This window comes from Streptomyces sp. CBMA123, from assembly GCF_014596465.1.
In the GTDB taxonomy this organism is placed as follows: domain Bacteria; phylum Actinomycetota; class Actinomycetes; order Streptomycetales; family Streptomycetaceae; genus Kitasatospora.
This window is the reverse complement of the sequence record NZ_MECK01000009.1, coordinates 14,858-28,175: the sequence shown is the minus strand read 5'-3', so window position 1 is coordinate 28,175 and position 13,318 is coordinate 14,858. Positions and strand designations below refer to the sequence as shown.

Sequence of the window (13,318 nt, the reverse complement as noted above, 5' to 3'; positions counted from 1 at the left end):
GTCCCCTCGGCGCCGCGGCCGGCCCGGTGGTCCCACCGGCTCCGGTGATCCCGGTGCCGCGCCCGAATCCGTCAGGAGTAGTCATGGTAGTTGGACACCTCGACGTTCTGCAGCACGGCGATGGCGTCGTCCACCAGCGCGGCGGTGGAGAAGTAGCCGGTCACCAGGTAGGAGGTGATGGCCTGCCGGTCGACGCCCATCGCGCGCACCGCCAGGCCGGGCTCGACCTCGTCCGGGACCTTGGCCGGCCGCAGGCCCACCACGCCCTGGCGCTCCTCGCCGACCCGCATCAGCAGGATGTTGGTGGTGCCGGGCGCCGAGTTCGCCGAGCCGTTGAGGTCCAGCTTGTCGGAGGGCAGCAGCGGCACCCCGCGCCAGGTCAGGAACGGGCTGCCGAACAGCTCGACGATCTGCGGCGGCACCCCGCGCCGGGTGCACTCGCGGCCGAAGGCGGCGATCGCCCGCGGGTGGGCCAGGAAGAACGCGGGCTGCTTCCAGACCCGGGCGAGCAGTTCGTCGAGGTCGTCCGGGGTGGGCGCGCCGCCGCGGGTGCGCACCCGCTGGGTCGGCACCACGTTGTTGAGCAGGCCGTACTCGGGGTGGTTGAGCATCTCCCACTCCTGGCGCTCGCGCAACGCCTCTGCGGTCAGCCGGAGTTGGGCCTGGACCTGGTCCATGTCGGAGTTGTAGATGTCCGAGACGCGGGTGTGCACCTTGAGGACGGTCTGGGCGATGCTCAGCTCGTACTCGCGCGGGGCCTCGTCGTAGTCGACGAAGGTCTCCGGCAGGTACGGCTCGCCGGAGTGGCCGGAGCTGAGGTCGATCGGGTGCTCCCGGTCGACCGGGGCCTGGGCGGCGGTGAACTCGTCCAGCCGGGCGCGCAACGAGGGCTCCCGGTCGGCGAGTTCGACCAGCGCGCGGCGGTCCAGCGAGAGCACGGTACAGGTGGTGGCGGCCTGCACCCGGTACGGCATCGCGGTGCCGGCGGCCCAGGCGGTGGCGTCGAAGAAGTCGCCCTCGCCGAGTACGGCCAGCAGGGCGTCCTGGCCGTAGGCGCCGGTGGCGCGCTTCTCGGCCCGGCCGAAGGCGATGAGGTGCAGCTGCTCGGCGGGGGCGTCGGTGTCGACGATCAGCTCGCCGGGCGCGACCTCGCGCTCGGTGAAGGCGCCGGCGAGCGCGGTGAGCACCGGGCCGTCGACCTGGCTGAGGAAGGACACCTCGCGCAGGTCCTCGGGGATGACCCGGGTGGCGCCGGAGCCGTCGACGTAGGTGCTGACCAGGCCGTCGCCGAGGATGAAACCCCGGCGGCGGTTGACCCGGTAGACGCCCGCCTCCAGGTCCACCCAGGGCAGCGCGCGCAGCAGGTAGCGCGGGGTGATCCCGAGCATCTGCGGCACGGTCTTGGTGGTGGTGGCGAGGTTGCGGGCGGCGGAGGTACTGAGGCTCTGCTGGCTGGGCTGGCTCTGCGGAACGGCCTCGGTGGTCACGACAGGGTTCCCCTCTGCGGCAGGTGCGGGAAGCGGGATCCGACGGGTCGTCAGATCGCCTCGCAGATTGTTGCCGTTCGAACGGGTCGTCGTGGGCAGGTTTGCGGGCGCCGGGGAGCGGACACTCGCTGCGCGAATACGGCAATCCAGGCCGCCAAACTCACTCGAACGGGTGACTTTCGCATAAGCGGTGGCGATCATTGCGAAAGCAGGGCTTGGAAGCACGGGGGGCGAGTTGAGGCGCGCCCCCGGCCACCCCCGCGCGCCCTCTGGACGACGGGCACGCGGGGGTGGCCGGAGGTGCGGGGGACGGCTGCGCGGGGCCGGGCGTACGGGGGCGGGGGTGCGGAGGCCGGGCGTACGGGAGCCTCAGCCGGGCCCGCCGACCTGGGTGGCGGGCCCGGCTGAGCCCGGGGGCCGGGTGGCAGCGGCCGAGGGCTCAGGCGTAGATCGCGATCCGGGGCTCGATCGTCCCCTGGGCGGGTCCGTGCAGCACGGTGAGCCGGTAGCTCTCGGTGAGGGTGTGGCCGGAGTGCAGGACGATCTTCGCCGGGATCAGCCCGGTGTAGAGCGTGCCGGTCTGGCTGCCGAGCGGCACGGTGCGCCAGCGGCCGTCCGTCCCCAGCATCTCCAGCCGGAAGTCCGACGGGCTGAGGAACGGGCCCTGCTGGGGTGACTCGAGCAGGATCTGCGGGGCGACCGTCTGATCCGTCGGGGCGTCGTTGCGGTAACGGAAGGTGATCCGGTGCGGCGCGCGGTCGGTCGGCAGCGCCGAGTCGGGCAGGTCCACGAAGCCGACCGGCGCGGCGGCGGTCGTGGCGGCCGGGACGGTCGGGGGTGCGGAGGCCGCCTGCGCGGGCGCCGTGAGCGCCGCGGTGGGCAGGACGGCGAGGGCGGCGGCGGTCAGCACCAGAGCCCGACGGGGGATCGTCCTGGTCGGCATGGCGCCTCCTTCGGTCGAGGGGCGGCTGGGGGCCGGTGGCCGGGCGGACGGTGTCCGCGGGGCCACGGACGGTCGCCGGCCGGGCGGTTCGTACCCCACTACCTTGCACGTGCCCGGCGGATGGCGCATCCGCCGGGCACGGCCCCGCCGTGACCGGGGGCAGATCACGTCACGCCGAAGGCCTTCTCGATCTCCTCGATGACCTTCGTCCCGCTGATCGGCCCTCGTCGCCGGACGACGCCGTCGCGGTCGCCGTCCGGGGCGCCGACCGCGAAGGGTCGCGGTCGGCGCCACCGGGCCACGGCGGGTGCGCGCCGCCGTTGGCGCAGCCACCCGTCAGCTCAGCGGGCGGCAGAGCAGCGCGTCCGGGACGCCGTACTGGAGCCCGCGCCAGGTGTCGGCGACGCCGGCCACGTACTCGCCGTCGGCGCACTGGCCCTTGTAGGAGCCGGGCGCCCAGTCGCCGGCGGTGGAGCCGCCGTTCGCGGGCCGGTTGTCGCCGTGGTCGAACCAGACGGTGCGGCCGGTGGTGGGCAGCGCGGCGGCGGCCGGGGCGCAGAGCAGGGCGGACATCGCGTTGCTGCGGACGCTGTAGCCCACCGCGACGGTGTTGTCCGGGCACTGGAGCTTGTCGTAGCCGGAGGCCCAGTCGCCCTCGGTGACGTAGCGCTGGTCGGTGACGGTCACCCAGTCGCCGGTGCCGCCGGCGGGCTGCCCCGCGTCGGTGCACAGGCCCCGGCTGCTGCCGCGGCCGAGGCCGGCCAGGCGCTGGCCGTCCGGGCAGTCACCCTTGCGGTTGCCGGGGCTCCAGTCGGGCCGGGCCAGCATGCGGGCGGAGACGTTCTGGTCGCCGTGGTCGAGGTCGAGCATGTTCCAGCGGGTGACCGGTGCGACCTGCCCGGTGTACGAGGGGCCGTCGATCAGCTTGTGCCAGTCGGCGGCGCGCCAGTCGCCGGGGTCGTTCAGGCCGAGCTGCCGGCCGGCCGTGTCGTACGAGAGCAGTGCCCAACTGTCGTTGGGGACACCGTTGTTCTGCCAGCCGACCAGCGGCCAGACGGCGAAGTCGGTGTCATTGGCGGCCAGGATGTCGGTGAAGCGGTCGAACCAGGCCTGCTCCTTGGCGTCGGTGGAGCCGCGCCCGCCGGCGCCGAACTCGCTGACCCAGACCGGGGCGGTGAAGTGCTGGCCGGACTGGGTGACGAACAGGGCCTCCTGGTCCACCACCTGGGCGAGCTGGTCGGGGGTGAAGTCCTCGTAGCGCGGGTCGCCGGTGGCGCCGGGGCCGCTGCCCGCGCCGGTGTTGGCCGGGCCGGTGTAGGCGTAGAAGTGGGCGGCGTAGACCAGCTTGTCGGAGCGGATCAGGGTGTTGGACAGGGTCGCCACCGGGGTGAGCATCGGCCGGCCGTGGGAGAACCCGGCGGCGGGGATGCCGTACCAGTTGATGCCCTCCATGATGACCAGCAGGTCCGGGTCGGCCTGGAGGATCCGGTTGCCGGCCTCCTCGAAGGCGGCGTACTCGTCGTGGGCGTCGCCCAGGCCCCAGTTGGGGTCGTCCCAGGTGTCCCGGCGGACTTCGTTGCGCAGGTCTGCGCCGACGACGCGCTTGTTCGACGCGTAGCGGTTCGCCATGAACACCCAGTCGTCCTCCCACTGCTGGGTGCTCTGGCCGCTGTTCCAGCGCTCGTTGCCGTCCAGGCCGCAGCAGAAGCGGTAGCTGGTGGTGTGGTTGTTGAGGATGACCGCGAAGCCGTCGGCGGTCAGCGCGGCGACCACGGCGTCGTAGACCTGCAGCGGGGTCCGGCCCTTGAGCTGCGGGTTGGCGGTGACGGCGACGTCCGGCACGGTACTGGTGTCGTGGATCAGCGCGTTGGCGAACGGCAGCCGGACGGCGTTCAGGCCCAGGCCGTGGAAGCCCGCCAGGATCTCGCCGAGCGGCGCCCGGTCCAGGCCGAGCGGGATGTCGTACGAGACCTGGCCGGCCTGGTTGTTCGCCGGGTCGGTGGTCGAGCCGCTGCCCTCCCAGGTGCCCTGGGCGCCGGCCCAGTTGCCGGCCTTGAGCTTGAAGCGGTCGCCGTTCGCGTCGACGACGTAGCGGCCGCGGGTGCTCAGCGGGCCGGTCCAGGAGGCGGCGAGCTGGGCGCCGCTCAGTACGGGTGTGGGTGGGGTGACGGCTTGCGCGGGTGGGGCGGCGCTCACGAGCGCGGCCAGCAGGGCCGCCACCGCGAGCACGGCGGTGCGGGCCTTACGAAGGGGGATCACGGATGCTCCGGGCGAGGGTGACAGGGGCAAGGGTTGTCGACGGTACGTCAAAAGTACTGTTCAGGACGAGAGTGCGGAACGGTTGAACCCCTTATGACAACGGCATTGACGTGAAACGAACCCGCCGGTTTCATGGCTCGCACTTCCCCACCCCCGCACCTCCCCCCGCCCCACCCCGCATCCCCCGCATCCCCCCGCATCCCCCATGAGCAAGGCGGTGACCCGTTGGCATCGACGGTGAAGGACGACACGGGCAGCGGCCCGAGAACGGGCGCGAGCCACGGCGCCATGCACAGATCCATCGGCCTGCTGGACGGCGCCGCCATCGCCGCCTCCAGCACGGCCGCCACCAGCAGCATCGGCATCGGCCTGGGGCTGATGGCCGGCGTCGTCGGCCTGCACCTGCCCGCGATCATGCTGCTGGCCTTCCTGCCCGTCCTCGCCATCGCGGGCGGCTACGGGCGGCTGAACGCGGTCGAACCCGACGCCGGCAGCAGCTACCGCTGGGTCGGCCGCACCCTCAGCCCCTGGCTGGGCTTCCTCACCGGCTGGGTGAACACCGTCGGCACGGTGGTCTTCATGGCCTACACCACCACCGTCACCGGCTCCGCCGTCATCCAACTCCTCGACCAGGCCCACCTGCGCAGCGTCGCCGGCCTGCGCCTGGACGCCGACTCCACCGTCCAGTGCACCCTGCTCGGCCTCGTCGTCCTGATCGGCGCCGCCCTCGTCGCCGTCCGTGGACTCGACCTCGCCGCCCGGCTGCAGAAGGCCCTGCTGGTCTTCGAGTACGCGGTGCTGCTCGGCTTCTGCGGCTACGGGCTGTTCGCCGGTGACCAGCCGTTCTCCCTCCAGTGGTACAACCCCTTCGACCTGCCCTCCTTCGACGCCGTGGCCCAGGGCATGGTGCTCGCGGTGTTCTGCTACTGGGGGTTCGAGTCGGTGTTCAGCGTCGGCGAGGAGGTGCGTGACCCGCGCGACGCCTCCCGGGCCGGCCTGCTCGCCCTGGTGGTGATGATGCTGCTCTTCCTGCTCGCCGGGACGGCCTTCCAACGGGTGCTGCCACTCGGCGAGTTGGCCGACAACGGCGCCCACGGACTGACCTACTTCGGCACCACCCTCGCCCACCAGCCGCTCGCCGCACTGCCGTTGATCGCCCTGACGTTCTCCGCCGTCGCCTCGCTGCAGTCCTCGGTGATCCCGACCGCGCGCGGAATGTACGCGATGGGCCGCGACGGCGTACTCGGCCCGGTCTGGACCAGGCTGCACCCCCGGCACGCCACCCCCGCCGTCGGCACCCTGCTGATCACCGGCCTCGCCGTCCTGCTCGCCCTCGCCTCGATCGCGATCCCCACCGTCAACGACCTGATCTCGGCCGCCGTCAACGCGATCGGCATCATCGTCGCCCTCTATTACGCGCTCACCGCCGTCGCCGCCGCCGTCCGCTTCCGCGGGCTGCTGCGCACCGACCCGTGGCAGGGACTGCGCGCCGTGGTCGGCCCGCTGCTCGGCGCGGCCGCCCTGCTCGCCGTCGGCGGCTACCTCGCCTGGACCTTCTACGACTCCACGGACCACTTCGAACTGTCTGCCGACAACGGCTGGTTCGAGCTGACCGTGGTGGCGATGATGATCCTCACCGGACTCCCGTCGGCGGCCTGGGCCCGCTGGCGGCGGCGCTCACCGTACTTCCTCGACCCGACCGCCTGAACGGCCCCCGCCGCCGACCCGTGCAACGCCAGCACGACCCGAACGACCCGCACAACCCGAGCGACAGGCACAACCCGTAGAACCCGTACCACCCGCACAACCCGAGAACGGAGCACCACCCATGACCGAGGCCGCCGATCTGGTCTTCACCCACGGCCCCGTCCACACCGGCGACGCCGCCCGCACCCGGGCGACCAGCCTGGCCGTGACCGGGGAACGGATCACCGCCGTCGGACACGACGAGGTCCGCGCGCTGATCGGACTGAACACCGAGGTCGTGGACCTCACCGGCAGACTGCTGCTGCCGGGCTTCCAGGACGCCCACGTCCACGCGGTGTTCGGCGGCGTCGAGGCGGCCGCCTGCGACCTCACCGGCACCGTCGGCGTCACCGAGTACCTGGAACGGATCCGCGCCTACGCCGAGGCCCACCCCGACCAGGAGTGGATCACCGGCAGCGGCTGGTCGCTGGAGAGCTTCGACGGCGGGCTGCCCACCCGGCAGCTGCTCGACTCCGTCGTCCCGGACCGCCCGGTCTACCTCACCAACCGCGACCACCACGGCGCCTGGGCCAACACCCGGGCCCTGGAACTGGCCGGCCTCACCCGTGACACCCCCGACCCGGCCGACGGCCGGATCGAACGCGAACCCGACGGCACCCCGGCCGGCACCCTCCAGGAGGGCGCCACCGGTCTGGTCGCCCGGCTGGTGCCGCCGCCCACCGCCGCCCAGCGGCTGACCGGACTGCTCCGGGCCCAACGCCTGCTGCACTCGCTCGGCATCACCGGCTGGCAGGACGCCCTGCTCGGCGAGTTCCACGGCCAGCCGGATCCGTCCGACGCCTACCTGGCCGCCGCCCGCTCCGGCGCGCTGACCGCCCGGGTGACCGGCGCGCTCTGGTGGGACCGCGAGCGCGGCGCCGAGCAGATCCCCGAACTCGTCTCCCGGCGGGCAGAGTTGAGCCACGGCCGGTTCCGGGCCGGCTCGGTGAAGATCATGCAGGACGGCATCGCGGAGAACTTCACCGCCGCGATGACCAGCCCGTACCTGGACGGCTGCGGCTGCGCCACCGCCAACTCGGGCCTCAGCTTCGTCGATCCGGCCGCACTGCGCGGATACGTCACCGAACTCGACGCGCTCGGCTTCCAGGTGCACTTCCACGCCCTCGGCGACCGGGCCGTCCGGGAGGCCCTGGACGCCGTCGAGTCCGCCCGGACGGCGAACGGCCGGCGCGGCACCCGGCACCACCTCGCCCACCTCCAGGTGGTCCACCCGGACGACCTGACCCGCTTCGCCCGACTCGGCGCGATCGCCAACATCCAGCCGCTGTGGGCCGCCCACGAGCCGCAGATGGACGAACTGACCATCCCGTTCCTCGGCCCCGAACGCGCCGCCCGGCAGTACCCGTTCGCCGCGCTCCAGCGCGCGGGCGCCACCCTGGCGGCGGGCAGCGACTGGCCGGTGAGCAGCCCGGACCCGCTGGCCGGACTCCACGTGGCGGTCAACCGGATGGAACCGGGCGCCACCGACGGCCGGGTCTTCCTGCCCGAACAGCGCCTCGACCTCCCCTCCGCCCTCGCCGCCTACACCGCCGGCTCCGCCCATGTGAACGGCCACGACGACGCCGGCACCCTGGCCCCCGGCCACCTCGCCGACCTGGTCGTCCTCGACCGCGACATCCTCACCGGCCCCGCGGAGGAGATCGCCGCCGCCCGCGTCCTGCGCACCTACGTGGGCGGTGAGGCCGTGTACGTCGCGGAGTGACCGGGCACGACCCGGCGGGCCCGACCGGCCGCCTGCCCCGTCGTCGCCGAGCCCACCGGGTTCGGCGACGATCGGCGTTCTGAACCACGCCCGCCGGTGGCCCGCCGCTTGCTGGGCCCACCTCCCGCCGGGCCCACCTCCCGCCGGCGGCCCGGCTCAGCGCGTCGTGGCCGCCGTGAGGCGGGCCGTGGCGGCGTCGAGGAGGAGGTCGAGGGCGTACGGGTAGCCGCTGCGCCGCATGTCGGTGGTGAGCAGGTGGGCGGTGGCGGCGATGTGGGGGTGGGTGGTGGCGTCGAGGCGGGCGTAGGAGGCCTGCCAGACCCGCAGGTCGGCGGTGGCCGCGGCGGCCGGGAGGGCGAGGGCGGCGGCGTCGAGGGCGGCGAAGCCGAGGCTCTGGTCGACGAAGGCGTGGTAGATCCCGACGGCCTCCGGGTCGGGGAAGCCGGCCGTGCGCAGGACGCCGAGGATCGTCTCGACGGCGGCGGTCTCGTGGCTGCGGCCGGTGGTGCGGTGGGCGGCGAGCAGGGCGGCCTGGGGGTGGGCGAGGTAGGCGGAGTGGATCCGCAGGCCGATGGCACGCAGGTCGGCGCGCCAGTCGCCGGTGGGCTGCCAGCCGGCCTGGGCGCGGCCGATGAGTTCGTCGGCGATGGCGAGCAGCAGGTCGTCGGTGCTGTGGAAGTAGCGGTAGACGGCGCTGGGGTCGGAGCCGAGGGCGGCGCCGAGCCGTCGGACGGTGAGTGCGTCGGCGCCGTGCTGTTCGACCAGTCGCAGCGCCGTGTCGATGATCAGCTCCCGGGAGAGCACGACGCCCTGTTTGGTGGGCCGCCGCCGGCGGCGCTGGGGCTCGGGGACCACGCGTTCGCTCATGCCCCGCAGGTTATGTCAGCGGCGTTGACCCAGGACAGAGGGAGGACAGGGGTGTGCCGGGCCCTTGTTCGCGGCCGGACTTCCCGACCAGTGGCCGGTGGGCTCCGGGCGAACGTTGCTCCTGGGGCTGGTGGGTTGGAATGAATCGTGGACGGTTCTGTGCAGGCTGTGCCGAATTCCCGGGGCATTCGTAGTGCTGTTCGAGGTTCGGTCACCCTGCGTGGTCGAGCTGCTTTGTCGACATGACGCTTGTTCCGTGTCGAGAGCTTCTCCGGGGCCGGATTCCCGCTGGTGGGGACGCCCGGAACGTGACCGTTGGCCAGGAGAGCCGTGGTGGATACGTCTGACAGCTCATCAAAGTTCCACGATCGGCCACCCGGTTGGGTGAATTCCCTTTAAGCTCACGTTAATCACGGCGGTTTCAGGCCACGCTGTGGGCTCGCTCCTGTAGGCGGGCCATTTGGGCTCTTCAGATGATGAGAGCAGGGATGAAGACAACGAAAGAACTGATGAACGGCGCCGCGCGCGGCCCGGGCCGGTCACGGTCGGGCCTGCCCGGCCGCCGCGCCGTGGGCCGCATCGCGGCGCTCGCCATCGTCGTCGGCAGCAGCTCGCTGGCGGCGGTCCCGTCGGCGGTCTCGCAGACCGGCGACGGGACGGTCACGGTCCGGGTGATCCGGGCCGTGGACAACTCCGGCACATGGACGCCCGCGCTGGAGCCGAACATGGCGGGCGTCAAGGTGACGCTCACCGACGACGCCGGGGTCTCGATCGACGGCACCACGGCGGCGGACGGCACGGTCACCCTGGCGCCCGCCACGAGCAAGGCCACCGGCGGGAAGTACCGGGTCCAGGTGGTGAATCCGAAGCCGGGCGTGCTGTTCCCGGCCTTCGCGTCCCGCCAGGGCCTGGACGGCGCGCCGAACCAGCTCAGCTCCAACGAGGAGTTCGTCGACCTCAGCGGGGGCAAGAACGTCTCCTACACCACGGGACTCTGGAACCCGGCGGACTACTGCCAGAAGAACGCGCCGCTGGTGACCGCCTGCCAGACCCCCACCTACCAGGGCGGCACCCAGCGCACCCTGGTGTCCTTCCCGTACAGCGCGCGCGGGCAGGAGGGCCCCGGCAAGGACGTCGTCGCGACGAACCTCGCCACCGACGCCGAGACCGGCACCATCTTCGGCATCGCGTGGAACAAGGCCGACAAGCGGGTGTTCTCCGCGGCGACGGCCAAGCGCACCACCGACTACGGCCCCGGCGGCTCCGGCGGGATCTACGTCACCGACCTGGCGGCGAAGAAGACGACCGTCTTCACCACCGTCCCGAACGCGGGCAGCACCGCGCACGGGCCGGGGACGGACGACGCCTTCCTCGACGTGCCCGGAAAGGAGAGCCTGGGCGGCATCAAGATCACCGACGACGGCAAGGACCTGTTCGTCGTCAACCTCAACGACCGCAAGCTCTACCGCTACGACGCCACCGCGGCGACGGCCTCGGCGCCGAAGGGCGTCTACCCGATCCCGGACCCGGGCTGCCCGGCGGCCGGCGACTGGCGGCCGTTCGGCCTCGGCATGCAGGACGGCACCGGCTTCCTCGGCGGGGTCTGCTCCGGCCAGTCCACCGGCAAGCTCACCGACGTGCGCGCCATGGTCCTGCCGTTCGACCTCGGCACCGGGGCGTTCGGCAAGCCGGTGCTGGACCAGCCGATGGACTACCCGCGGCAGTCCACCGTCGGCACCGGCACCTGCGACGGGGCGGGCTGGTTCCCGTGGAGCAACAGCATCTCGTCCTCGCAGAACGGCAAGCCCTGCAACATCGCCACCATCGCGTTCCCCGAACCGGAGTTGGGCGAGATCCTGTTCGAGACCGACGGCTCGATGCTGCTGGCCTTCAAGGACCGCTTCGCCGACCGCGGTCCGGGTGCCCCGGCGCCCAACTCGGCCACCGTGATGTCCGGCGGTGACCTCGACAAGGCTTGCCCGTCGAACGGCATGTACGTGATGGACGTCAACCTCGGCTGCGGCAAGACCGTCCGCGGCGCCCGGTTCTTCTCCACCGGCTGGGACGAGGTGGGCCACCACAACACGGTGTTCGCGGGCATCGCACTGTCCAAGGTCGAGAGCACCATCGCGGCCTCCGCCTTCGACCCGGACCACACCCCGGTCGGCTACGGCACCTCCTTCATGGAGCGCCAGGACGGCAGCCACGACCCGAAGTTCGGCCTGCGGCTGACCCCGGCGGCGACCAGTTCGCCGTTCGGCAAGGGCGCGGCGATGGGTGACCTCGAAGTGCTCTGCGACCAGGCACCGCTGCAGATCGGCAACCGGGTCTGGTACGACCCCGAGCGCAAGGGCATCCAGAACCCGGGCCAGACCCCGGTCAAGGGCGCCACCGTCAATCTGTACGACGAGTCGGGCAAGGTGGTCGGCACCACCAAGACCACTCCGCGCGGCGAGTACTACTTCGACGACAGCGACGTCGCCGGGGGCCTCAAGCCGCACACCAAGTACACCATCCGGATCGACAACCCCGCCGATTACGCCAAGGGCGGCCCGCTCTACCACTGGGTGCCCACGGACCACGACGTCGGTGACAACCACTTCGTCGACTCCAAGGGCATCGTCCCTGCCGGCGCCACGTTCCCCGAACGGGCGCTGACCACCGGCGGACCGGGCGAGAACGACCACACCTTCGACTTCGGCTACCGCCAGCAGGAAGGCGCGCTGAAGCTGGTCAAGAACGACCAGGACGGCAAGCCGCTGGCCGGTGCCAAGTTCCAGCTGTGGCACGAGACCAACGGCACCGACGGTCTGCAGACCGCCGGGACCAAGCCGGACACGCCCGTCGGTGATCCCTGTACGACCGGCGCCGACGGCATCTGCCAGGGCACCGGCCTGCCCGGGACGTACTACTGGCAGGAGTTGAGCCCGCCCGACGGCTACTCGGCGCCCGACAACACGGTCTTCGGACCGCTGGTGCTCACCGCCGACAACCTGGAGGACGGGGTCAGCGTCACGGCCGTCAACAAGCTGATCCCCACCCCGACGCCCACCCCGACGCCCACCGCGTCGGCGACGCCTACCCCGACGCCGACCCCGACCACCCCGCCGAGCACGCCGGCCCCACCGGCGCCCGCTCCCGGCGGCGAACTGCCGCACACCGGTGCGAGCAGCGGGATTCCGCTGATCGCGACCGGCGCCGCGGCGCTGATCGCCCTCGGCACGGCACTGTTCGTGCTGGTGCGCCGCCGCCGGGCCCAGCACCGCTAGCCGGCACCACCGCCATCCCGTCCTGACGGGGTGACACCCGGACCGGGCGGGTCCGCGGACCGCGAGGACCGCGAACCCGCCCGGTTCCCGTGCTTGACCGCAGCACGCGCACCACCTACTCGACCCGCAGCACTCGCACCACCCGCAGTACCCTCGCTGACGCGAACCTCCCGAGCGCCCCGAACGCCCCGAACGCCCCGAACGACGGATCGGAGAACACGACCGCATGGCCCGGAAGACGAAGGCCGCCGCCCGCCCGCCCCGGCGCCGCCCGCCCCACTGGTTGACGGCGCTGATCGCGGCCGCGGTGTGCGCCGCCGCGGCCGGGGGGTTCGTCGCGTACCGGGCCGTCTCCGCCGGGGCCTCGGAACGGCCGGTCACCACCGAGGAGGCCGCCCGGCTGGCGGTGTCCCGGCTGAACCTCTACCAGGCCAGCCCGGTCGGGGTGGTGCTCACCGCCGACGAGGGCGGGGGAGTGCGGATCCGGGTCGAGGGCGTGGTGGACTACCGCACCCACCGGGGTGTGGGCCGCTACCAGTCCACCGGCGCCGGCGGCGGCCAGCTGGACCACGGCCTGGTGATCTGGGACACCGGCGGCCTGGGCCTGGCCCCCGAACCGGCGGGCGACCGGAGCCCGGCCTGGGAGCAGGCCGAACGCGTGCCCCGCAGCGGCTGGTCGCCGCGCTCCTACACCGCCGACCCGCTGGACGCCGGCCTCCAACTGCTGACCCAGGTCGGCGCCGACCGCCCGGACAACCCGCTGCTGCTCGCCCAGTCCGGCGCCCGCTGGCTCGGCCAGGACCGGATCGACGGCCGCGGCTACGACCGCTTCGCCGGCCCGCGCGCCCAGGGCGCCGCGCCGGACGGCAACCGCTCGCCGCTCACCTACTGGGTGGACGCCGACGGCACGCTGCGCCGGGTCACCATGCGGATGGCGGGCCTGGGCACGCCGACCACCGTGGACTTCTCCGGCCGCAACGCCGACGCCAAGCTCCCCGAGGCACCCTGGCTCACCGGCTGACGG

9 protein-coding genes are annotated in these 13,318 nt (G+C 72.8%); 4 read left to right on the top strand and 5 right to left on the bottom strand.

The window, feature by feature from the left end; all coding sequences use genetic code 11:
* Nucleotides 1-71: 71 nt before the first annotated feature.
* The 4 genes from BG452_RS02875 to BG452_RS02860 all read right to left on the bottom strand — a co-directional run bounded on the left by BG452_RS02875 (nucleotide 72) and on the right by BG452_RS02860 (nucleotide 4,689).
* Complete coding sequence (locus BG452_RS02875) at nucleotides 72-1,487, bottom strand: family 2B encapsulin nanocompartment shell protein (protein ID WP_317620875.1); 1,416 nt, start codon at nucleotides 1,485-1,487, stop codon at nucleotides 72-74.
* A gap of 439 nt (nucleotides 1,488-1,926) precedes the next feature.
* Entirely contained in the window at nucleotides 1,927-2,430 is a 504-nt protein-coding gene (locus BG452_RS02870; protein WP_188302524.1) for a hypothetical protein, read from the bottom strand.
* 164 nt (nucleotides 2,431-2,594) lie between these two features.
* Nucleotides 2,595-2,732 (bottom strand): hypothetical protein, encoded by a 138-nt coding sequence (locus BG452_RS02865; RefSeq protein ID WP_188302523.1) that lies wholly within the window; start codon nucleotides 2,730-2,732, stop codon nucleotides 2,595-2,597.
* A 34-nt stretch (nucleotides 2,733-2,766) separates the two neighbouring features.
* Nucleotides 2,767-4,689: a glycoside hydrolase family 5 protein gene (locus BG452_RS02860; protein WP_411292873.1), complete on the bottom strand. Its 1,923-nt coding sequence runs from the start codon at nucleotides 4,687-4,689 to the stop codon at nucleotides 2,767-2,769.
* A gap of 288 nt (nucleotides 4,690-4,977) precedes the next feature.
* Here BG452_RS02860 and BG452_RS02855 point away from each other — a divergent pair, with 288 nt between their 5' ends.
* Nucleotides 4,978-6,396: an APC family permease gene (locus BG452_RS02855; protein WP_188302522.1), complete on the top strand. Its 1,419-nt coding sequence runs from the start codon at nucleotides 4,978-4,980 to the stop codon at nucleotides 6,394-6,396.
* Nucleotides 6,397-6,517: 121 nt separating this feature from the next.
* Nucleotides 6,518-8,158, top strand: coding sequence for an amidohydrolase (locus BG452_RS02850; RefSeq protein WP_188302521.1), 1,641 nt, complete (start codon nucleotides 6,518-6,520; stop codon nucleotides 8,156-8,158).
* 156 nt (nucleotides 8,159-8,314) lie between these two features.
* On the opposite strand, the gene BG452_RS02845 is transcribed toward BG452_RS02850, so the two are convergent.
* The gene (locus BG452_RS02845; RefSeq protein ID WP_188302520.1) at nucleotides 8,315-9,025 is read right to left on the bottom strand and encodes a TetR/AcrR family transcriptional regulator; all 711 of its coding nucleotides are present in this window, start codon (nucleotides 9,023-9,025) and stop codon (nucleotides 8,315-8,317) included.
* 488 nt (nucleotides 9,026-9,513) lie between these two features.
* Here BG452_RS02845 and BG452_RS02840 point away from each other — a divergent pair, with 488 nt between their 5' ends.
* A complete protein-coding gene (locus BG452_RS02840; protein ID WP_223241674.1) occupies nucleotides 9,514-12,294 on the top strand; it encodes an SdrD B-like domain-containing protein in 2,781 nt (926 codons plus the stop codon).
* A gap of 226 nt (nucleotides 12,295-12,520) precedes the next feature.
* On the top strand, nucleotides 12,521-13,315 hold the full coding sequence (locus BG452_RS02835; RefSeq protein ID WP_188302519.1) for a hypothetical protein: 795 nt from the start codon (nucleotides 12,521-12,523) through the stop codon (nucleotides 13,313-13,315).
* Nucleotides 13,316-13,318: the final 3 nt, after the last annotated feature.

Bases quoted from the DNA above. Each gene is read 5' to 3' on its own strand.
- BG452_RS02870 (WP_188302524.1), bottom strand. From the start codon at position 2,430: ATGCCGACCAGGACGATCCCCCGTCGGGCTCTGGTGCTGACCGCCGCC.
- BG452_RS02855 (WP_188302522.1), top strand. From the start codon at position 4,978: ATGCACAGATCCATCGGCCTGCTGGACGGCGCCGCCATCGCCGCCTCC.
- BG452_RS02850 (WP_188302521.1), top strand. From the start codon at position 6,518: ATGACCGAGGCCGCCGATCTGGTCTTCACCCACGGCCCCGTCCACACC.
- BG452_RS02845 (WP_188302520.1), bottom strand. From the start codon at position 9,025: ATGAGCGAACGCGTGGTCCCCGAGCCCCAGCGCCGCCGGCGGCGGCCC.
- BG452_RS02840 (WP_223241674.1), top strand. From the start codon at position 9,514: ATGAAGACAACGAAAGAACTGATGAACGGCGCCGCGCGCGGCCCGGGC.
- BG452_RS02835 (WP_188302519.1), top strand. From the start codon at position 12,521: ATGGCCCGGAAGACGAAGGCCGCCGCCCGCCCGCCCCGGCGCCGCCCG.